The sequence below is a fragment of the Bacillus sp. REN16 genome, from assembly GCF_020731355.1.
Lineage (GTDB): Bacteria > Bacillota > Bacilli > Bacillales > Bacillaceae_L > Ferdinandcohnia.
The window spans coordinates 258,082-279,750 of record NZ_JAJFZK010000002.1 but is presented as its reverse complement, the minus strand read 5'-3'; the positions used below and the strand labels follow the sequence as shown (position 1 = coordinate 279,750).

The 21,669-nt window shown below is 37.9% G+C and carries 22 protein-coding genes and 3 pseudogenes; 18 read left to right on the top strand and 7 right to left on the bottom strand.

The features are described from left to right. The first annotated feature begins 38 nt into the window (after positions 1-38). The gene (locus LKW28_RS03270) at positions 39-1,619 is read left to right on the top strand and encodes an ATP-binding protein (RefSeq protein ID WP_229138894.1); all 1,581 of its coding nucleotides are present in this window, start codon (positions 39-41) and stop codon (positions 1,617-1,619) included. A 56-nt stretch (positions 1,620-1,675) separates the two neighbouring features. On the opposite strand, the gene LKW28_RS03265 is transcribed toward LKW28_RS03270, so the two are convergent. Next, positions 1,676-1,891 carry a hypothetical protein gene (locus LKW28_RS03265; protein WP_229138892.1) on the bottom strand — a complete coding sequence of 72 codons (216 nt, stop codon included), beginning with the start codon at positions 1,889-1,891 and terminating at the stop codon, positions 1,676-1,678. 98 nt (positions 1,892-1,989) lie between these two features. After that, positions 1,990-2,586, bottom strand: a complete 597-nt coding sequence (locus LKW28_RS03260) for a YitT family protein (RefSeq protein ID WP_229138891.1) — start codon at positions 2,584-2,586, stop codon at positions 1,990-1,992. A 163-nt stretch (positions 2,587-2,749) separates the two neighbouring features. Between LKW28_RS03260 and LKW28_RS03255 the strand changes: the two genes are divergently transcribed. The 13 genes and pseudogenes from LKW28_RS03255 to LKW28_RS03195 all read left to right on the top strand — a co-directional run bounded on the left by LKW28_RS03255 (position 2,750) and on the right by LKW28_RS03195 (position 11,700). Further along, positions 2,750-3,271 (top strand): Gmad2 immunoglobulin-like domain-containing protein, encoded by a 522-nt coding sequence (locus LKW28_RS03255; RefSeq protein ID WP_229138890.1) that lies wholly within the window; start codon positions 2,750-2,752, stop codon positions 3,269-3,271. A gap of 130 nt (positions 3,272-3,401) precedes the next feature. Further along, positions 3,402-3,608 (top strand): DUF1657 domain-containing protein, encoded by a 207-nt coding sequence (locus LKW28_RS03250; protein ID WP_229138889.1) that lies wholly within the window; start codon positions 3,402-3,404, stop codon positions 3,606-3,608. Positions 3,609-3,757: 149 nt separating this feature from the next. Further along, a complete protein-coding gene (locus LKW28_RS03245; RefSeq protein WP_229138888.1) occupies positions 3,758-4,144 on the top strand; it encodes a YhcN/YlaJ family sporulation lipoprotein in 387 nt (128 codons plus the stop codon). Positions 4,145-4,162: 18 nt separating this feature from the next. After that, positions 4,163-4,642, top strand: coding sequence for a stage V sporulation protein AC (gene spoVAC, locus LKW28_RS03240; protein WP_229138887.1), 480 nt, complete (start codon positions 4,163-4,165; stop codon positions 4,640-4,642). Next, a complete protein-coding gene (spoVAD, locus tag LKW28_RS03235; protein ID WP_229138886.1) occupies positions 4,642-5,661 on the top strand; it encodes a stage V sporulation protein AD in 1,020 nt (339 codons plus the stop codon). Before spoVAC ends, spoVAD begins: the two co-directional genes overlap by 1 nt. Further along, on the top strand, positions 5,658-6,008 hold the full coding sequence (spoVAE, locus tag LKW28_RS03230) for a stage V sporulation protein AE (RefSeq protein WP_229138885.1): 351 nt from the start codon (positions 5,658-5,660) through the stop codon (positions 6,006-6,008). The genes spoVAD and spoVAE overlap by 4 nt, the downstream gene beginning before the upstream one ends. Before the next feature lie 13 nt (positions 6,009-6,021). Next, complete coding sequence (locus tag LKW28_RS03225; protein WP_229138884.1) at positions 6,022-6,228, top strand: DUF1657 domain-containing protein; 207 nt, start codon at positions 6,022-6,024, stop codon at positions 6,226-6,228. Between the two features lie 23 nt (positions 6,229-6,251). Further along, positions 6,252-7,112, top strand: a complete 861-nt coding sequence (locus LKW28_RS03220) for a DUF421 domain-containing protein (RefSeq protein ID WP_229138883.1) — start codon at positions 6,252-6,254, stop codon at positions 7,110-7,112. Positions 7,113-7,243: 131 nt separating this feature from the next. Then, positions 7,244-8,122, top strand: a pseudogene (locus LKW28_RS03215) (YIEGIA family protein). A gap of 16 nt (positions 8,123-8,138) precedes the next feature. Beyond that, complete coding sequence (locus tag LKW28_RS03210; RefSeq protein WP_229138882.1) at positions 8,139-8,327, top strand: capping complex subunit for YIEGIA; 189 nt, start codon at positions 8,139-8,141, stop codon at positions 8,325-8,327. A gap of 20 nt (positions 8,328-8,347) precedes the next feature. Beyond that, positions 8,348-10,692: pseudogene (locus tag LKW28_RS03205) on the top strand (xanthine dehydrogenase family protein molybdopterin-binding subunit). Further along, positions 10,689-11,162 carry an FAD binding domain-containing protein gene (locus LKW28_RS03200; protein ID WP_229138881.1) on the top strand — a complete coding sequence of 158 codons (474 nt, stop codon included), beginning with the start codon at positions 10,689-10,691 and terminating at the stop codon, positions 11,160-11,162. The pseudogene LKW28_RS03205 and the gene LKW28_RS03200 overlap by 4 nt, the downstream one beginning before the upstream one ends. Further along, positions 11,113-11,700 (top strand): annotated as a pseudogene (locus LKW28_RS03195) (XdhC family protein). Before LKW28_RS03200 ends, LKW28_RS03195 begins: the two are co-directional and overlap by 50 nt. Before the next feature lie 202 nt (positions 11,701-11,902). Here LKW28_RS03195 and LKW28_RS03190 read toward each other — a convergent pair. The 5 genes from LKW28_RS03190 to LKW28_RS03170 all read right to left on the bottom strand — a co-directional run bounded on the left by LKW28_RS03190 (position 11,903) and on the right by LKW28_RS03170 (position 16,524). Continuing rightward, entirely contained in the window at positions 11,903-12,694 is a 792-nt protein-coding gene (locus LKW28_RS03190; RefSeq protein WP_229138880.1) for a DeoR/GlpR family DNA-binding transcription regulator, read from the bottom strand. A gap of 292 nt (positions 12,695-12,986) precedes the next feature. Beyond that, entirely contained in the window at positions 12,987-13,607 is a 621-nt protein-coding gene (locus LKW28_RS03185; RefSeq protein WP_229138879.1) for a histidine phosphatase family protein, read from the bottom strand. 14 nt (positions 13,608-13,621) lie between these two features. After that, on the bottom strand, positions 13,622-15,070 hold the full coding sequence (locus LKW28_RS03180) for an FGGY-family carbohydrate kinase (RefSeq protein WP_229138878.1): 1,449 nt from the start codon (positions 15,068-15,070) through the stop codon (positions 13,622-13,624). 5 nt (positions 15,071-15,075) lie between these two features. After that, positions 15,076-15,747, bottom strand: a complete 672-nt coding sequence (locus LKW28_RS03175; protein ID WP_229138877.1) for a class II aldolase/adducin family protein — start codon at positions 15,745-15,747, stop codon at positions 15,076-15,078. A gap of 18 nt (positions 15,748-15,765) precedes the next feature. Continuing rightward, a complete protein-coding gene (locus LKW28_RS03170) occupies positions 15,766-16,524 on the bottom strand; it encodes a DeoR/GlpR family DNA-binding transcription regulator (RefSeq protein WP_229138876.1) in 759 nt (252 codons plus the stop codon). A gap of 212 nt (positions 16,525-16,736) precedes the next feature. Between LKW28_RS03170 and LKW28_RS03165 the strand changes: the two genes are divergently transcribed. From LKW28_RS03165 to LKW28_RS03150, 4 genes are all read left to right on the top strand, one after another. Next, positions 16,737-18,227, top strand: coding sequence for a rhamnulokinase (locus tag LKW28_RS03165; RefSeq protein WP_420708799.1), 1,491 nt, complete (start codon positions 16,737-16,739; stop codon positions 18,225-18,227). Positions 18,228-18,373: 146 nt separating this feature from the next. Further along, positions 18,374-19,795 (top strand): ABC transporter substrate-binding protein, encoded by a 1,422-nt coding sequence (locus LKW28_RS03160; protein ID WP_229138874.1) that lies wholly within the window; start codon positions 18,374-18,376, stop codon positions 19,793-19,795. Between the two features lie 63 nt (positions 19,796-19,858). Next, entirely contained in the window at positions 19,859-20,824 is a 966-nt protein-coding gene (locus LKW28_RS03155; RefSeq protein WP_229138872.1) for a carbohydrate ABC transporter permease, read from the top strand. A 15-nt stretch (positions 20,825-20,839) separates the two neighbouring features. Then, positions 20,840-21,658 (top strand): carbohydrate ABC transporter permease, encoded by an 819-nt coding sequence (locus tag LKW28_RS03150; RefSeq protein WP_229138871.1) that lies wholly within the window; start codon positions 20,840-20,842, stop codon positions 21,656-21,658. Positions 21,659-21,669: the final 11 nt, after the last annotated feature.

Here is a 21,669-nt window from a genome sequence, read left to right as displayed (position 1 = left end):
AATTACTAGATAATTATAACTACTTTGTGGGGGATACGATGAAGCAACAAATTGAATGTATCGGCAAGCAGATAAAAGAGTTAAGTGGGGTTAGTTACCAAAAGATAATGGCACAAACTGAAAGTGAAAACATTCAGTTTAACGAGTTAATATTTCGCAAGGCTACAGATGACAATTTATTCAACCATATTGGAGAATATGTAATTAACCAACGGGAAGAAAGTGAAAAGAACTTAATCGCCTATGTGGAGGTCTTTGGTTTTACGCTAATTAACTCTCAAGCTTCCTTGGAACAATCTATTGAATTCGTTTACCTGACTCGAAGTTCAATTATGGATATTCTTGAACATGAATTATTGCACCAGAGAATTTCCAACCAGTGCTTTTTTGAAGTGATGAAACGGATTGAGAAATCGTACCAGCATATCATTCAAACGTTATGTAGGATATACAGTGAAGAATGGTCATTTACGAAGACGGCATTAGATGAGTCAAAAGAGGATTTGAAAATGACCTTAAGAGAGCTTGCAGATTTGCAAAGGGTCTTAAATGAAGCAACTATTTTTGCAGTGACCAATCATGAAGATCGAATATTATATGCAAATGATCATTTTTGTCATTTATATCAGTATACAAGAGAAGAATTAGTAGGGAAAAAGCATGAAATTTATTCTTCTCACTTTCATCCGCACAGCTTTTTCGGTGAAATATGGGAGACCATCCAAGCTGGAGAGGTTTGGAAAGGGGACATTCTTAATCAAGCAAAGGATGGAACTAAATATTGGTTAGATACTATTATTATACCGTTTGTTGATGCAAATGGAGAACGGTATAAGCATATATCCATTCAATATGATATTACGGAAAAGAGGAATACAGAAGAGGTTTTACGCAAAACTGAGAAGCTTGCGATGGTTGGTGAATTGGCAGCTGGCATCGCTCATGAGATTCGAAATCCCCTGACTACTATCCGAGGATTTGTCCAGCTATTGAATGAAAGAGGCGTGGAAGCACAGTATATCCATACCATACTTGATGAAATAGATCGCATTAACTTCATTGTGAGTGAATTTATGGTTTTTGCTAGGCCACATCAGATTTACTTTAGCAATTGCAATCTAACTAGCATGTTAAGAGATGTCATTAAGTTTCTTGAACCCGAAGCCATTTTAAAGAATATTCATTTTGACTATCATTCTCCGGCGGGAGAAATTGTGATTTCTGGTGAAAAAAATCAATTAAAACAGGTATTTTTAAATTTAATGAAAAATTCTATTGAGGCTATGCCATACGGAGGTAAAATAGATATTTTGATTGAAATGACACCACAAACGATATTAATCTCAATAAAGGATGATGGTGTAGGAATGGACGCAGACCAGGTGAAAAAACTAGGAGAGCCGTTTTTTACAACGAAGCAGGATGGGAATGGTTTAGGGCTGATGGTGAGCTACAAGATCATTCAAAACCATAAGGGTACAATTACGGTTAACAGTCAGTTAAATCAAGGGACTACCTTTTTGATTACATTTAGAAATCCTGCAAGTGATATGTTCAGAGCTGCTCAACAAGTAGAACCGACACCTTTATCTAAACAGATTAAGTGCACTGAAAAATGAATACCCCTTGTATACGGTAAAGGTCCCCTTTCTATATAAAAAGGGGACCTTTAAAATTAAGATTCCTCTGTTGATTGTGTTTGAAGTGTAGATTGGGCCTGGCTTAAAATTGTTTGAACTTGAGCGATCTCCTGTGAAGCTGATTTTAAAGCTTCTTTCGCTAAAATTTGGTTTGCTGCTGACTGTTCGATTGCGGATGTAATCATATCTTTTGCAATTGATGCTTGAGCTTCTGCCTGTTTTAATTTATTTGTATCAATTTGGCTTGCCATAATACCGCCTCCTGCATTTTCGTGTTGTAATGACAACGATATATATTTTGCCTGATTCCTCTTTTAATATAATTGTATTTATTGCTAATATAAATTAATTAAGAGTGGGTATAATGAGTACTTGTAAAATTCCACGTGCAAAGGCTAGTTGTGATTCCACCTGCTAAAATGGTTATTGCCGAAAGAAAGAAGGTTTCACTAGAAACAAATAATCCCCCAAGACAAATGACAAAAACATCGATGATAAGAATGATGATCCCCACATTCAGTTTAATAATTTCCGAAAGGAACTGCGCCAATAAATCCGTCCCACCTGTGCTTGTTTCAAAGCGAAGCATAAACCCAATACCAAAACCAATCAAGGTCCCACCAACATACGAGCTTAGAATGGGGGAAAGATGGAAATGAACTTGGCTTAAGTTGTGAAAAAGATCAATAAAAAACGAAGATAGAAGCATACCGTGCAAGCTGTTAAAAAAGTAGGAACGATATTTAAACCAAGAAATAGTAAAGATAGGAATACTCAATACCATGATCGTGAACCCTGCATTTGTATGAAATAGATAGCTAATAATTAAACCTAACCCTATTATCCCGCCATCTAAAACTTTATTTGGTATTAAAAATAGATTGATCCCCATTGCGATTGCTATACTACCTACAAGGATTGCGACTGCTTTCATAAAAAATGGCATAAAATAAGGACTCTCCCGTTTGATTGGACATGTCTTATATATATGCAATTCATTTAACATTATGGACAATTTTTAATACCACTTCATCTGCGAATAGGTATTTTTTTCCTCAAATGATACAGAATAATAAAGAATGATAATTTTGTAAGGGAGAGGATTTCTAATGAAAAAAATCATTACCTTTATAGCCATATTAAGTATCGCCAGTGTCCTAGCCTCATGTAACTCAAACGATGAATCCAATCAGCCTAAACAGAATGAGCCAGCTGAGGATCATGTCGAAAATAATCAAGATAATACTGCTCAGGAGGAAGAAAATAAAGAAGTCGATGAAACTGAGCAAAATACGGATGATGAAGTAACGCCAACAAATGAAGAAAAGGTATATCAAAATAAAATTTTTAAAGATGTAAAAATATCTGAATCGGATAACCAAATCGTAATTACTGGTAAAGCACAGGTTTTCGAAGGTGTTTTTGACTATGCTGTTTATGATGGTGATGAGAAACTTCTTGAAGACAACTATCAAACCGTGGGTGCACCTTCTTGGGGAGACTTTGAAATCCTGATTGATAAAACATTAATCGCACAACCTAAAAATGAAATTCGAGTTGAACTATTCGTTTATTCCGCAAAAGATGGCTCAAAAGAAGATGTTTTAACAATTCCTCTTGCAAATAAATAGAAAAATATCTGATCCAAGTCTTATAAATGACTTGGATCTTTTTATTTGTAAAAAAATGGTTTAATATAATCTGTCCCTTTTACTAATTCTATAAATGCTTAGGAAAAATTAAAAAAGGTGAGGGATTTTTATGACGGTAAAGAGTCAGGTCAAACAAACAATTTCGGGATTGAAAAGCGCTCAAGCTAGCCTTGAACAATTTTCACTTCAAACACAAAATCAACAAGCGAAACAACTTTATCAAAATGCTGCACAACAAACTCAAACAATCGTAGACAGTCTCAACCCGCGTTTGCAGGAGTTAGATGCGGAAGAACCACAATATCAACAAGAATAATTCAAAGTATAAGGTTGGTTAATCATACCAACCTTTTCTCCAATTGGAACGTTATAGGGATGGGATTGATTGATATGAGGAAGTATTTATTTCGATGTGGTGTTTTTATATTTATAGTTTGCGGATTATTAACAGGCTGCAAGGAGAAAATGGATTCTGTTCAAAATCAAAGCACCTCAATAACCAAAATAAGTGCGAAAAAAACAACGAGTCAATCCATTGCGAATCAGGCTAAGGAGCTCATTATCAAAAGAGATGATGTTTCCGGAGTTCGAGGAGTGAATACGGATCAAGAACTCCTTGTTGCCATAATGGTGCCACAAATCGATAGATTGCAACTGAAGACCATAGAAAAGAATGTGAAAAAGGCATTGAAAAAGGAATTTCCTGAATACAAGATCCAAGTTTCAACCGATCAAAAGATTTTTCTTGAATTGGATATATTGGAGAAAAATCTTGAGAATGGGAAGACTGGGGAAAAAGGACTTAAGAAAGAAATAGGGAATATCAAAAGTCTAATGAAAGAGGAAGCATAAGTTAGTGAGGGCAGGCATATGGCAGATAAAAAAAAGAAAAAGTTAACCCCAGTTCAACAAGAATATCAAGAATTTCAAAATCAACGAGAGACAAAACGACCCTTATTTAAAAATTGTATCAAAGCATTTCTTACGGGTGGATTGATATGCCTAATCGGACAGGCGATACAGACTTTTTACATATATTTTTTCGATTTTACGGATCAAACAGCGGGAAATCCGACGGTTGCAACCTTAATTTTCATTTCCATGTTATTAACAGGATTTGGTGTTTACGATCGGATTGCTCAATTTGCAGGTGCGGGTTCTGCCGTTCCAGTGACAGGGTTTGGAAATGCTGTAATCTCCGCAGCAATCGAACATCGTACAGAGGGTTTTGTACTGGGAGTCGGTGGAAATATGTTTAAATTGGCAGGCTCCGTTATTCTTTTTGGGGTGTTTTCGGCCTTTGTAATCGCCATTATTAAGACCATTTTTATCACATGGGGGGGACTGTAATGCTGACTGGTCATCGAACATGGATATTCGATCAAAAGCCTGTCATTATTTCAACTGGAACCGTTGTTGGACCATTTGAAGCAAAGGGAAATATTCCTCAGGACTTTGACTTAATTCATGGTGAAATCTGGCTTAATCAAGATTCGTTTGAAAAAGCCCATCAAGTCATGTTAGAGGAAGCTTGTCAAAAGGCGATCGAAAAAGCCAATCTGCAAAAGGATCAGATTCAGTTTTTCCTTGGTGGCGATCTTATTAATCAGATCACCCCTACAAGCTTTGCGACTAGAACACTGGGCAGCCCATACCTTGGCTTATTCGGGGCTTGTTCAACCTCAATGGAAGGACTGGCGCTATCAGCCTTTTTGGTGAATTATAACGGTGGAAAATATATTTTAACAGGGGCATCTAGTCATAATGCAGCTGTTGAAAAGCAATTTCGCTATCCAACTGAATATGGGGGTCAAAAACCGCCGACCGCACAATGGACGGTCACAGGTGCGGGTGTAGCCTTACTCAGTCCGACAGGCACAGGCCCGCGAGTGACATCAGCAACCATTGGGAAAATTGTAGATATGGGGTTGACCGACCCATTTAATATGGGGGGAGCAATGGCCCCTGCTGCTGTGGATACAATCGAAGCCCATTTAAAGGAACGAAACGTCGATCCCTCCTATTATGATCTCATTGTAACTGGGGATCTCGGCCATATCGGTCGAGAGGTATCTCTCGATTTATTTAAAAAGCATGGTACCCCGATTAAGGAAGAAAACTTTCAGGATTGCGGACTACTCATTTATCGAGAAGGGCAGCCAGTTCTTTCGGGTGCAAGTGGTGCAGGTTGTTCGGCAACAGTTGTTTATGGACATATCTTAAATCGCATGAAAAAAGGGGAATTAAATCGGGTCTTAGTCGTTGCGACGGGTGCCTTACTTTCTCCGCTTACGTTTCAGCAAAATGAATCAATTCCCTGTATTGCACATGCGGTATCAATTGAAAATGAAAGTGGGGAGCAGTCATGATATTCTTTTGGGCTTTTGTCATAGGTGGACTCATATGTGTGATTGGTCAAATCATGTTCGATGTATTTAAGCTCACTCCCGCACATACATTAAGTACATTTGTCGTACTTGGAGCACTTTTGGATGCGTTTGGTTTATACGAACCGTTCATTGATTTTGCGGGTGCCGGGGCAACAGTTCCGATTACTAGTTTTGGCAATTCCCTGTTTCATGGAGCAATGGCTGAAGCGGAAAAGCATGGCCTCGTTGGGGTGGTAACTGGAATGTTTGAAGTGACAAGTGCTGGTATATCGGCCGCTATTATTTTTGGGATGATTGGAGCTTTAATTTTTAAACCGAAAGGATAAAGGAGAATGTAAGATGACAGTCGGTTCTCAGGTGAAACAATGTCTTTCAAGTATAAAAAGTATTGAAGCCAGTTTATCAAGCCTAGCATTACGAACGCAAGACACAAAGGCAAAACAAACTTTTCATGAAACGATGCTGGTTATGGATGAAATCTTGAATGATCTGAAAATTCGTGTAGGCGAAATTGAGCGGGAGGAATATCAATATAAAGGTTTTTAAATTTTTTGCAAGGAGCTATTAACATGCCAGATTGGTTAAGTATTGCCGTACGGTCACTCGTGTTACTTATCGTATTGTTTTTATTAACGAAATGGTTAGGAAAAAAGCAAATATCTCAACTTTCCTTTTTCGAATATATTAATGGAATCACAATCGGGAGTATTGCCGCGGAGGTTGCTACCGGTTTGGATAAAAGTATCGCCCATGGATTAATAGGAATGGGCATCTGGTTTGCTGTTCCATTTATCGCAGGTTTGGTTTCCCTAAAAAGTAAAACGATAAGGGATTTTGCGGAAGGAAAAGGAACGGTCTTCATTCAGGATGGAAAGATCATGGAGGATAACTTAAAGAAAGAAAAATATACAATTGATGAATTATTAGCCAAACTGCGGGATAAGAATGTCTTTCAGGTAGCAGATGTTGAGTTCGCCGTATTGGAGACAACCGGAACCTTAAGTGTATTATTAAAAAAAGAAAATCAACCAATCACCGCGAAAGTCCTAAATCTTGCGGTAGCCCCCATAAAAGAATCGCAAACGGTTATTATGGACGGAGAAATCATGCATGAACCATTGTCTTCATCTGGAAACAGTCAGCAGTGGCTTGAAACGGAACTTGATAAAATTGGTGTCAGCATTGAAAATGTGTTCTTAGGGCAAGTAGATACATATGGACAACTGACGGTCGATCTATATGATGACAAAATCAAAGTTCCATCGCCACAGGAAAAACCATTACTTCTTGCCACAATCAAAAAATGTCAGGCGGATTTAGAATTATTTGCCTTGCAAACAAATAACGAGTCCGCAAAAGAAATGTATCAGAAAAACAGTGTGAAGCTTCAAGAAGCACTAAATAAAGTGACACCGTTTTTACAGAACTAATGAACCGAGTCCTAAACAAAAGGATTTGGTTTTTTTCTTTACCATCATAAATTTATAGTTGATTGAAGACTCTAAAAACGTCTATATCCTAATTTTAACAATTAGTAATTGAACTTTGGGGGTTACTTAAAATGGATAAGTACTTATGGCCAGTCGTTGTTGGGATCTTGTTAGGCTTTGTCGCCCGGTTTATCTTAATGCGTACCGATTTTAGACAATACCCAACCTACCCAACAGGGAGAATCATACATCTTTCATTTGGATTTATTGCGGCATTTATTGGCGCCGTGGCCGTTCCTTCCGTACTGGAATCGGATTGGGCGGCAGTTACATTCTTGAGCCTAGCAGCCACACAGTTTCGGGAAGTACGAAAGATGGAAAGAGAAACACTTGAAAAAAATGATTTTAAAGAGTTAGTGAAAAGGGGGGAAGTTTTCATAGAAGGGATGGCGCAAGCATTTGAGGGACGCAATTACATCGTCATGTTCGCAGCCCTTATCTCCACATTAGTTGCAGTCTATAAGATTTGGTTAGGAATTATTGTTGGTATCGTCCTCGTTTTTCTTGTTCGAACAAGAATTAAAGGAAAGATGCTGACAGAGATGGCTGATATTTCAGAAGGGGAGATCCGTTTTGAAGGGCCAAACCTTTATGTAGGAGATATACATATTAAGAACGTTGGATTGCAGGAAAGCAGAAAAGTCATTCAGGAAAAGGCGGTTGGAGCCATCATTACTCCGAAAAATTAAAATAGTATTGTAACCCTTTCACATCTGGGACAAAGTCAGGCAATGCTCCACCATATTGCCAATGTACTAGGTTCCTATCTGGATTCCGGAGAGCCAGACTTCATACCACTTTCAAAACGCGATATGGAAGATGGGGGAATCGCGTTATTTTTTTTACCAAGGGAAAAGGAATTTACTCAAATAAAAGAAGTGCTTAAGCATGTACCAGTTCTGGATAGTGCAATTCGTCTTCCACGTCAATCGGATAAAGGAAAACAATAATTGAGGAGATATAAGAATGGAACAACCAACAAAAATTATCGCCATTATTACGACAAAACTTGAAAATGTCCTAGCTGGTGGTGCCCCTGTATTTTTAGCAAAAGATGCAGAAGCTCTCCAAAAAACAAGTTCTACATTGGAAAAAACATTGGATGCTTCAGCCCATGAGGTTGACCAGGACACAATGATTATTGTGGCACACTAAAAATTAATGGAGGTGCAACCATGGAAAAAAACGTTCGGCACTCGATTGGAAAACCTATACAACGAATTGATACGGTGGAAAAAGCAGCTGGTACGGTACGATATCTTGGGGATTTTGCAGCACCAGGAATGTTACATGCAAAATTAGTCAAAAGTGAGTATGCACATGCCAACATAAAATCCATTGATACAGCCGAAGCGTGGAAGGTGACTGGGGTACGTGCGATTATTACAGGAGAAATGTTTCCCTATCATATTGGTCCAATATTAGCGGACAGACCGCCTCTGGCATTTGAAAAGGTGAGATATTATGGTGAACCAATTGCGATTATTGTGGCCGACCATGAACATCAGGCGAAGAAGGCTACTACATTAGTTAAGGTTGAATATGAACCATTACCGGTGGTCAATTCTGTTAGGGAAGCCTTCCAAAATCAAAATACTCTCGTTCATGAACATGCAGGGCAATATAAAAAGTTAATCAGTAATGTGTATCCAGTCTCAGGCACGAATATAGGAAGCCATATTAAAATCCGTAAAGGAGACTTTATATCTACATGGTAGCAATGTGCGGAAACGATTAAGGCTACCTATTCATTTAACCTATCTGACCATGCTGCATTAGAAACTCGTTGTGCAAGAGTGGAAATCAATCCTGTTGGAAAAGTTATTGTTCATTCAACAACTCAATCCCCCTATACAATAAAAAAAGTGTTGAACCAATTTTTTAATGTTGAGGTTGAAAATGTAATTGTGCATACCCCGATGGTAGGTGGTGCGTTCGGTGGCAAGGGGACAGTCCAGTTGGAGCCACTCGCTTATTTAGCCTCCAAAGCCGTTGGAGGTAAAATGTGAATTTGGATTTTGAACGGGAAGAGGATTTAATAACAGCCCCTTGTCATATTGGGATAGAAGCAACGGTCGCTCTTGGAGTAGATAAACAAGGAAAACTCATCGCAGGCCAATATACCTATTTGATAGATTCCGGTGCTTATTCCGATCAAGCTGCTAGAGTAACGAGAGCGGCGGCGCTTGATTGCACTGGGCCATACCATGTCCCAAATGTTTGGTGTGATTCATATTGTATGTATACAAATCATCCATTTGCTACATCATTCCGTGGTTATGGGCATCCAGAACTGACTTTTGCAGTGGAACGGACAATGGATCAACTAGCGAAAAAATTAAACATGGAACCAACTGAATTACGAATGATCAATGCGATAAAACCAGGTGACACCTCACCAACTCAGGCAGTGGTTACAGCCAATAATATTGGAGATTCACAAAAATGTTTGGATCGTGCGAAGGAATTGATCCAATGGAATAAAGGACAAATAGTCGAAAGTGGAAAAAATAAAGTAGTTACGAAGTGAATTAGTTTGTTTTGGAAAACAACAACCACCGCGACTAATGCACAATCTGGTGCCATCATTACATTTGAACCAGATGGAAGTGTGAACTTGAATTGTGCTGCAATTGAATTGGGGCAGGGTACAAAAACAACATTAGCTCAAATTTTAGCAGAGAAGTTAAAAATGGATATAAATAAAATTCATGTGACAATGGAGGTAAACACTCAATACGACCCACACCAATGGAGGACAGTAGCCAGCAGTACAACATTCTTAGCCGGTCGTGCTGTCATTTCAGCTGCTGATGATGTCATTGCCCAATTAAAAACAACTGCATCAATCGCCATGCAATGTACAGTTGAAGATTTAGAGGTGGGGGGTGGTCGCGTTTACTTAAAGCCAAATCCGGAATACGGAGTTAAAATTGAGGATTTAGCAATAGGCTATAAATTCCCAAATGGACATACTGTTGAAGGTCAAATAGTTGGTCATGGAAGGTATGTCCAAAGACACTTAACCCCGATCGATAAAGAAACCGGCTTTGGAAAACCGGGTCCTTGGTGGTCAATTGGGGCTCAGGCAGTTGAAGTTGAGTGGGATACAAGGGATTACTCATATAAAATAATAAAAGCTGTTACCGTACTTGATGGCGGAACCATCATTAATCCAGCCATGGCAACCCAGCAAATGAGAAGTGGCATGTATCTAGGATTAAGCTTCGCTAGCAGTGAAAGCTTTATTTTTAATGACCAAGGCATTGTCCAGAATCCGCAGCTTCGAACGTATAAAATGCTGCGGTTTGGTGAGCAACCTGTTGAATATTTAGTCGATTTTATCGAGTCTCCTGCAGCCGATGGACCTTATGGTGCACGTGGGATCGGTGAATATGGTGTAATCTCTGTTCCAGCCGCACTTGCAAATGCTTTGTCGAATGCGGCAAAGGTCGAGTTAAACCAATTGCCCCTCACACCAGAATTCATTTGGCAGACAAAAAGGGAGGGCTTGAAATGATCCCATTTGACTTTGAATATTATAAACCATCATCAATTACTGACGCATTAAAGGTATACCAAGATGTAACTGAGCGTGGACAAAAAGCCATGTTTATTAGCGGTGGTACGGAATTTATTACATTTGCCCGAATCAACGCACTCCAGAAAGATGCCATTATTGATATTAAAAGCATACCAGAATGTGGAGTTCTTGAAATGCAAGGCGATGAACTAGTCATAGGTGCAGCAGTTAGCTTAAACAAAATTACGGTGTCTAGTTTTTTTCCGTTATTAGGCGAAACAGTGAAACATGTTGCAGACCATACATCAAGAAATAAAATTACAATTGGAGGCAATCTCTTCAGTCAACTCAAATATCGGGAAGGCATATTACCTCTTTTATTATCAGATTCAAAGGTGAAGCTCGCAGGAGTTGAAGGTGAAGAAATTAGGTTCATTGTTGAACTTGCGAAAAAGAATATTGTATAAACCGAAGGAACACCTTTATATATTTGGTGCAGGTCCTGATGTCGAACCAGTTGTGGAACTAGCAGCAAAGCTAGATTTTTCAATTATCCTAATCGATCCAAGAACCCAAAGATGCAATCCTGAAAAATTCCCCACTGCTGACCAATATATTCATGAACATCCCCATGTTTACATTTAACAACATGAGATACCTCCATCAAGTTTTATTTTAATCATGACACATAATTTTCAGTGGGACCAAGCAATATTGAAGCATCTTGTTACAAAATCAATTCATTATCTCGGTATCCTCGTTCCAAGAAGAAGAACAAAGCGGTTGCTGTATCCGGAAGAAGTCCCCGATTGGATTCATTCCCCGGTTGGCGTAGATATCTTTGCGGATGGGGCTGAGGAAATTGCGGTAAGTATTTGTGCGGAGTTGGTGAAGGGGAGGAATGCGAAACAGGTGGAGGAAAGTCAAAAGAATTTCTGGCTTCTTATTTTGAAAAAGGTAAATAAGAATTTTATTGCTGAAGCGAGAGAAGTCCCAAGTGAATAATCTACACTTGGACGTGAGTTAGTCGATATAGCGATTTGCTCGTGCCAATATCTTTCTAAAAGCGTGTCATCTTACACCTAAAATGCATAGTTTCCAAATCCATTTTATTTTGAGTAATAAAGATCTTAGGTTAGGCAATATTTCGAAGAAAAAAGGACTTAGATCCTAAAGGAATAAGTCCATTAGTTACATTTTATATTTATTAATTTTCTTTAGTAGAGGAGACAAAAAAGACATCGATATCCACTTTCCCAAGTTTTCGAATTAGTTCATCATTCGCTATATAATCCGTGATAATCAAATCAATTTGATCTGTTGAAGCAAAGGAGGCAATGGATTGTTTGTGTATTTTTGTATGATCCAATAAGGCAACCACTTTGTTTGAGGAATGTACCATTGCTTTTTTTAATTCTACCTCATATACGCTAAAGTCAGTAAGTCCTGTTTCAAAAGAAAAGCCATTTGCAGAGGTAAACATTATATCAATATGAATTTGTTTAAGTATATTAATTCCTAGACTACCTTCTAAGGAATAAGAACCTCTTTTTACAATACCACCTAGTAAAATAACAGTAATATCAGGGTGATCATTTAGTTCCAGAGCTGTGTTGATACCGCTGGTGACTACAGTAATCCTTAAACTGGTGTCCCTTAGAATTCGAGCAAGTTCAAGTGCAGTGGAACTTGCATCAAGCATAATACATTGGCCATTGCTAATATGTTTAGAGGCCTCTATGGCAATAGCAAGTTTTTCATCTTTATTTCTTTTTTCCCGACTGGAAAAGCTTGTTTCGATTTCTAATGGATTGATTAAAACAGCTCCTCCATGTGTTCGTTGGAGGAGACCATCTTCTTCCATTTTACTTAAATCAGTTCGTAAAGTAGCTTCTGATACTTGAATTTCCTCAGATAATTCTTTTATAGTTACCCGATTTTGTATCTTAAGTTTTTCTAAAATAGCTTGACGCCTTTCAAGGGCAAACATCTTTTTCATAATTATCACCTAAACTTAATAATTTGACTGACTTATATAAACCTGTATTCAAAAAGTCAATTTTACGATTAATCCAGTTAATTATATAACAATATTTTAAAAACATAAAGCAAAATAAAAATAAATAAAAAAAAATGAAAATATATTCAATTTAAATAAAAAAGGAAACAACATTCTTGGAAATTTGAAATGTTATTATGCAATATCAGATGATAATTAGATTAAATGGTGGTTGAGGAGACACCATTGTTATTTTATAAAAAAAAGGAGAAGACCTGGCAAGTGCTAGGTCTTAAAGAAGGTGCATCATTGCGTTTAGTTGATGCCATTGTATTTCATCCTTTTTATTCCACTCTAATATAGAGATCCCAGTATTGCTTTGAATAAATTTGCGGTATTGGTTAAATGGAATTCCAAGTGTGCCAGTAATAAAGAATCGATTGAATGTATTATGGGCAACCACTAAAATTGTTGAGTTTGGTTGCTTTAAGCTTAAATCCTGATAAAAAGATATTGCGCGATCGTAAACACTGCTCGCTGTCTCGCCAATCTCTCCGGCATTTACAAGCGTAGGGTCTTTAAGCCACTGTGTCCAACTTTCTGCATATTGATTTTCAATCTTTTGCTTAGTAAGGCCTTCCCATTTTCCAAAGTCAATTTCCACAAGCCGCTTATCAGTTGTTATCTCATTTTTGAATGAAAGCTCGTTTTTGATTATGGAAGCTGTATCTTTAGCCCGTTTTAACGGGGATGTAATTATGCAGTCAAACAAAACTCCATTTAGGCTTTTAGCAGCTGCTTGAGCTTGTTTGACCCCAATATCGGACAAAGAGATATCCGTTCTTCCACAATAACGGTTATTGTTGTGGTTCCATTCTGTTTCACCGTGACGGAGAATAAAAAACTTTGTCATTTTTGCTCCTTTCTTTATGTGAGATATCCTCTTGTTTTTAACATCTCAACAAAGTTGTGATAGTTTTCTTCGTATTCTGTCTTAAACCGGCCCGGTTCAACTGTTTTTTCTAGCTGGAGCATTTGTTTGCCGGCCTGCTCAATGTCCTCGTAATAAGTTTCAGAAGCAGCAATAATCGCAGAGCCAACCGCCCCCTCCATATGCTTCATTTTGTAAATAGGTTTTTGCATAACATTGGCACGGATTGTTAACCAAACATCACTTTTGCTGGCGCCACCTGCTGTAAAAATAGATTTAATTTCTGTTCCAAACCTTTCAATCATTTCATAAGAGAGTCGTTCAATATAGGAAACACCTTCCATTCGAGCAGCAAATAACTCAGCTCTTCCTCCATTCCTTGAATCGAACCCAACTGCTTGTTTTGCGATAAATGGAAAACGTTCTCCTTTTTGCTGCAATGGGTAAGATTGGATTGATGTAGGGATTAGTCCCTCTGCCTGTTTTGTTAGTTCACCAAGCTCCTTTGATTCGTAATTTCTTGATACCCAATCTGCACCTGTATTACTTGCACCGCCAGGCATCCAAAAGCCTTTAGGATGTTTATGGTTATAAATTCTTCCAAGAGGGTCATTTATCTTTTTTATGGTAACCCCTTTAATCACCAAAGTAGTTCCAATAGTTGTATTCCAATCACCGGGACTTAGCGCCCCGGATGCAATTTGTGAAGCACACCCATCTGTGATCCCAGCAGTAACTTTAACCTTAGCGGAAAAACCTATAAGTTCTGCGACTTCATCGGAAATATATCCGACGATTTTCCCTGAATGGACAACTTCCGGAAACCAAGAATGGGGTAGCATCAGTGTATTGAAGAGATAGGATGGCCATTTTTCCTTCTCTAAATGATAGCCTGTTTTTAGTGCATTTGTGTAGTCGGTTATGCCCCAATTATTTGTAAGTTTCCCAATAATATAGTCTGTTGGATGGCACCAAAGGTTAATCTCACCTACCTTTTCAGGAAACTTCTTTATAAACCAAAGTATTTTTGGTAAGCCATATGAGGTATTAAACGGTGTATAATCCTCAAGACTTAACGAACGAGATGCTTCTTTGCAGTGCTCAGCTTCATGATAGGAACGTTTATCACTATACATAAGTGCAGGGCCAATCGGTTCATAGTTTTTGTTAACCGGGATTACTGTTCCCGAGGTAGAGGTAACCGATATGGCAATTACTTGTTTCATCGTAATCACTTTCCTTAATTTGTTTGCAACTTTTTGTAAGGAAGAGATTGTACAAGACCACCAATGCGATGGTGATTGTTCTTGCTGCAAATCCTGATGAAGAAATGAAAACTGGTGTTGGTCACTGGCTAGTAGTTCTCCATGTTCATTTATGGCTAAAACACGGACTCCTTGTGTTCCAATATCTATTCCAATAAAAATGACATCTTTTTGCTTCAAGGGGATCAGCTCCGATCCAATAGCTTTTGTCGGTATTGTTCAGCTTCTAAGTTTAAGATTTTATTCTGTTCTTGTTTAGATAGAATTTGTGGTACTCCAACAGTTTTACTTACCCAAAATACCCTTGCCGCATCTTCAATAATCTCGGTACGGTAATATGCCTGTTTAATATTTGTTCCAACAGTGATTAGTCCGTGGTTTTTCAAATAGAGTGCATTGTAGGTTGGATCCTTCAAGACCTCAATGACTGCTTCAGCTAATTCATCAGAACATGGAACTACGTAATCAATAAATGGAACATCGCCAACAAGTGCAACAAAATCCGGAAACATCGGTGGAATTATATTGTGTTCTGTACTTATTATTCCAATCGTAATCGGCGGGTGGGTGTGGACAATCGAAAGAACATCTTGACGTTGTCTGTATATTTCTAAGTGCATTGAAAGTTCTGAAGAAGGCTTCAATGAACTTAATATTTCACCACTTGTAATATTGACAGGAACCCATTGCTCATTTGAGATATCATCTAGTGCGAACCCGCTTGGTGAAATCCACATGATTTCATCATCTCTTACACTATTGTTTCCCCCGGGACCAACCACTAAATTATTTCTAACTACTTTTTTACTATAATATTGTAAGTCTCTTGCTAATCTACTATCGAGCACATACTTCATCTTCATCCTCCTAAAATGTTAGACTTTAACGACTTCTATTCCTAACTCTTGTAAACTGCGATCATAATGTTCTGGAATATTGACGTCGGTAATTAGTACATCAACTCTTTGTAATGGTGCAAGATTGGTAAAGAAATATTTCCCAATTTTGGAAGAATCGAGAAGTAAAATGACTTGTTCGGAAGAATCAATCATTGCTTTCTTTACTTCTGCCGAGAAAATATGATTTTCTGTAACCCCCCGATCTAGGTCAAGTCCACTAGCACATAAAAACAATTTTTGTGCCCTTATTTCCTTTATAGATTGGATACATTTAGGACCTACTAGTTCATGTAGAGTTGGGCGCAACAAACCACCCGTAACATGAACAGATATATTACTATTTTTGCTTGACATAGTTGCAATATTTAATGCTGACGTAACGACATTAAACTCGAAATCAGATGGAAGACTTTTTGCTAGCTCCATAATTGTCGTTCCCGCGTCGAGATAAACGGTCTCAAAAGGAATAATTCTTTTCGCTGCTTCTCTTCCGATTCTCTCTTTCTCTTGATGGTTGGATAGCGAACGCTGAGAGTAAGGAACTTCTATATCTTTTACAATTTTTAGAGCACCTCCATGGGAGCGGTGTAATTTATTCAATTCTTCTAAAGTTCTTAAATCGTTTCTTAAGGTTGACTCAGATACTGAAAAGATTTTTTTAAATTCATCGAGCGTAACTGCATTCTTTTCTTCTAAAACCTCAAGAATTTTCGCATGTCTTTCGGCAACAAGCATATTTTTATCCTCCTCTCCAACAAAAGTAAGAATCTTTTTACTATTAATGAATTTTACCGTTTGTTAACGTTTATTGTCAATATTATTCCAAAAACAATTATTTTATTAATAAAAAGTAATAAAACTATTGATAAAATGTTAAAAGTAAGTTATTATTTTGTAAAAGTTGGAAGATTCCCAATGTTTTAGACAATTAAAAGGTAGGGATGAAAGTGGTAAATCTAGCATTTGATTTAGGTGCCAGCAGTGGAAGGGCAATTGTCGGTGAACTAAAGAACGATAAACTCGAAATCTTTGAAATTCATCGTTTTCCCAATGATCCGGTTAAACTTGGTGATCACTTTTATTGGGATATTTTAAGGTTGTTTTATGAAATTAAAGAAGGCTTGCTGCAATCCAAGAAGAAAGGTTATGAGATACATACCTTAGGGATTGATACGTGGGGACTGGACTTCGGTCTGATAGATGAAAATGGTGAATTAATTGGTAACCCTTACCACTATCGGGACAAACAATCGGTTGGGATGGTGGAAAAGGTATGTGAGATTATTCCTAAGTCGGAGATTTACGGACAGACAGGCATACAATTTATGAATGTTAACAGCTTATACCACCTATATGCAATGAAATGTTCAAACAGCACCGCACTAAAGAGAGCGTTAACATTTCTACCAATCGCAGATATTCTTCGCTATTTTTTAACGGGAAAGAAAACAGCAGAAGTGACGATTACATCAACTACGCAATTATATAACAGCGTTGAAAATCGGTGGGTGACATCAATCGTAGAACGATTAGGGTTACCTACTGATATCTTTCCAAAGGTGATAGAATCAGGAACAATTGCTGGAACGCTTACCCCTGCTATTTGTAGTGAACTTCAGCTTCAACCGGTACAGGTGATTGCTGTAGGGGAACACGATACAGCATCAGCTGTTGCCGCTATCCCAATAATGGAAAAGGACTTTGCCTACTTAAGTTGTGGAACATGGTCTTTGTTAGGGACTGAGCTTGAGGAGCCTATAATAAATGAGCAAGCCCTGAAAATGAATTTTACGAATGAAAAAGGAGTTTATAATAGTTACCGTCTTTTGAAAAACATCATGGGACTTTGGTTGATTCAGGAATGTAAACAATCTTGGGAAAAGGAAGGAATTAACTTAACTTATAATGGAATGACCAAATTAGCCCTTGAAGCGGAGCCTTTCTATGCCTTTGTTGACCCAGACGATGAGGTATTTTTAAATCCGAATAATATGCCAATGCAAATTCAACAGTTTTGTCAAGAAACTAATCAGCCTGTACCTAAAACTAAGGGACAAATTATACGATGCATTATCGAAAGCTTAGCGCTTAAGTATCGCTTCGTTCTAAATGATATTGAGGTATTGACAGGAAGAAGATATCAAGGACTGCATATCGTTGGTGGCGGTGTGAAAAATGAACTGTTATGCCAGTTTACAGCAAATGCCATAGCACGGCCCGTATGGGCCGGCCCAGAAGAGGCAACTGCTATCGGGAATATTCTTGTTCAAATGATTGCAACAGGAAAAATAAAAGATTTACAAGCCGGTAGAGATCTTGTGAAAAAGTCATTTTATGTAAAAACGTTTGAACCGCTTAAAACAGAGAAATGGGAAGAAGCTTTTAAAACCTTTATAAAATTGTTAGAAAAGAGCAAAAACTGCAAGGTAAATAAGTAGTGATTTCACTTATAAATAAAAATAAATAAAAATATATGAAAACTATTGACAAAATTCACAAAAGAATTAAAAATAAGAGAAACGGGAGATCATATTCTTTCGGGTCAGCTAGAAAATGCAAAAACTAATAACAAAGGGGGATTAAAATGGTAAAAAAGTTTTGGATTTCTATTGTTGCAATAATGCTACTCTTTGTAACAGCCTGTTCAGGGGGAGGAGGAGATCGTTCTTCTGCTCGTGAAAGTGCCGAACCTGAAAAAACCGAATTAGAAGAACTGGATGGCTTTGATTGGAAACGCTTTAGTGGGGAAGAATTGAACGTTATGTTAAACCAACACCCGTATGCAGAAGCAATTGTGGAAAGGCTTCCACAATTCGAAGAGTTAACTGGGCTTAAAGTAAACTACTCAATTACACCGGAAGAAAGCTATTTTGATAAGCTAACTACTGCATTGAACGCCGAAAATGGAAATCCAGATGTATTTATGACAGGTTCATATCAATTATGGGAATATGCTCCCGCCGGATATATTCAGGAGTTGGATTCCTTTATTGAAGATGAAAACCGTACTAACCCAGATTATGATGTGAACGACTTTTTTGAAGGTGTTTTAAATGCGGATCGTTGGGATTTAGTACCAGGACATGAGGTTGGAACAGGAAACCTTTGGGCCGTTCCACTAGCATTTGAACTTAACCTCTTACATTATAATAAACGCGCATTTGAAGAAAATGGAATTGAAGCTCCTCCAAAGACATTGGATGAACTAATTGAAGTTGCTGAAAAACTTGAAGGTTGGAATGGTGAAGGTTCTTACGGAGTTGGTGTTCGTGGAACACGTTCATGGGCAACAATTCATCCCGGATACATGACATCTTTCTCTAACCACGGAGCAAAAGACTTTGTCATTGAAGATGGAAAACTAGTTTCTAAGCTTAATAGCTCAGAATCTGTTGAAATAACAGAAAAATTTGTGGAATTGATTAAAAAGGGTGGTCCAAAAGACTGGTCCAACTATACTTGGTATCAAGTATCCACAGATCTAGCTGCCGGTAAATCAGCAATGGCTTATGATGCAAGTAACTGGTCACTTTTCTACAATGTAGAAGGTTCCTCTGAAGAAGCAGGTAACCTTGCGGTAACACTCCCACCAACTACAGTAGAAGGGGGCGAACCAGGGGCAAATATGTGGGTATGGTCAATTTCAATGAACAGTAGTTCTAAGAAGAAAGATGCTGCATGGCTATTTATGCAATATTTTACTGGAAAAGAGCATATGACTTGGGGAGCAATTGAAGCTAATGTGGTTGACCCGGTTCGTCAATCTGTTTGGGATAATGAAGACTTTAAGAAACGCATTAGCTTAGCGGATGGATATGAAGAGACATTTAACCAAATTATTGAAAATTCAACCATTAAATTTACTCCACAGCCAGAATTCTTTAATGTAACAACTGAATGGGCAGCTGCACTTCAAGATATTGTTAACGGTGCAGATGCACAGGAAAGATTGGATACGTTGGTAGATGATATCAATAAGCGTGTAGAGAGATTAAGAGTTGAATAAGTAAAAGATTTGATAATACAACGGAGAGGATCTCTCCGTTGTATTTAAAAAGGAGGAATCAAATTGCAGCCTGAAGCGAAAGCGAAAAACCAGTCGTTGTCATCATCATCCTCTCTTCCCGAACAAGAGATTATTAGCAGAGGGAAAAAAGTCCCTTTTATGAGAAAAGCAAGACCTTATATTATTTTAAGTCCGGCTTTCTTATTAACTATCGGTATTTTAATCCCATTTGGGATGGCAATTTATTATTCTTTTACAAACTATTCCTTTAAGTATTCTGGATATGATTTTGTTGGGTTTGAAAATTATATTTATATGTTCAAAGATTCAGGTTTTTGGCATAGTGTAGGAGTCACGCTAGCATACGCAGGCTTGGCGACCATAACTCAGACTATAATGGGTGTGGGTATTGCACTGTTACTAAATAGAAATAATCAATTATCAAGAGCATTAAGAATTGTACTGATTTTCCCGCTAGTTATCGCACCAGTTATTGCAACTTTGGTTTGGCAGTTAATGACTAATAATTCCGTTGGTATTTTAAGTAAATGGCTGCGCGCCATTGGGATCAACGATTTTACTTGGGGAGCTGATCCGAGCACCGCATTATTTACCGTTCTTGTCATTGATGCCTGGGTTTATACTCCGTTTGTTATTCTACTTGTGTTAGCAGGTTTAGGTTCATTGCCAAAGGCACCGTTCGAATCAGCGATGATTGATGGGGGCTCAGCATGGTTTACGTTTAAAAATCTTACATTACCAATGATAATGCCAATGCTTCTTATTGCTGTATTATTCCGTTTGATGTTGTCACTCCAAATGTTTGATATTATCTTCGCCCTTACAAGAGGCGGCCCTGGCGATACATTAATGACTTTACCGTTAACCGCTTATACGGAAGCATTTACTTATAAAGAATTAGGATTCTCTCTTCCTTATATGTTAATTCTTTATGTATTTGTTTATATTATGAGTCATTATATGGTGAAATATTGGACTCATACACAGAAGCGGGCATCTGGAAAATAAAAGGAGGAACAGACGGTGAAGACGAATAAACTAGTAGAACTATTACGCAATCTGTGCTTGATTCTATATGCCATCTTTGCACTATTTCCGCTCATTTGGCTTGTGATTATTTCTTTCAAGCATGACCGTGAAATGTTTAGTACAACATTTATTTTTAGTCCAACATTGGAAAATTACCGTGTTATCTTTTCTAACGGAGAGTTTGCCGGTTATTTTCTAAATAATTTAATTGTAAGTGTGGGTGCCATCATTCTTTCCATTATTGTTGGGGTGCCAGCTGCCTATGCGCTTGCCAGATTTGATTTTAAGGGTAGAGATTCTCTAGCGTTTACTTTCCTTTCTTTCCGTTTTGCACCAGAAATTTTAGTAGTGCTACCTATTTTTCTTATCTATCAGGAAATTGGTTTGTATGATACTCACTTCGGGTTGATCTGGATCTTCCAGTTGATTTCCTTGCCATTAATGATCTGGATTTTACGAGGTTATTTTGAGGATATCTCTGTTGAAATGGAGCACGCCGCAAGATTGGATGGATATTCATGGTGGCAAGTATTCATGAAAATGATTATTCCTCTAATCCGCCCAGGCCTAGTGGCTGCATCTCTGCTTTCTTTTATCTTTGTCTGGAATAATTTCACATTCTCTCTTCTTTTAGCAGGCCAAGAAGTGACAACAACAACTGTTGCGATGCTAAAGTATGTGTCATCTGATACAGTTCATTACGGACAGATGGCAGGCGCGGTTATTATTTCATCATTACCAATCATAATTCTAGCTCTATCCATACAAAAGCACCTTGTTCGTGGTTTAAGTATGGGAGCTGTGAAAGGTTAAAGTAAAGGGGG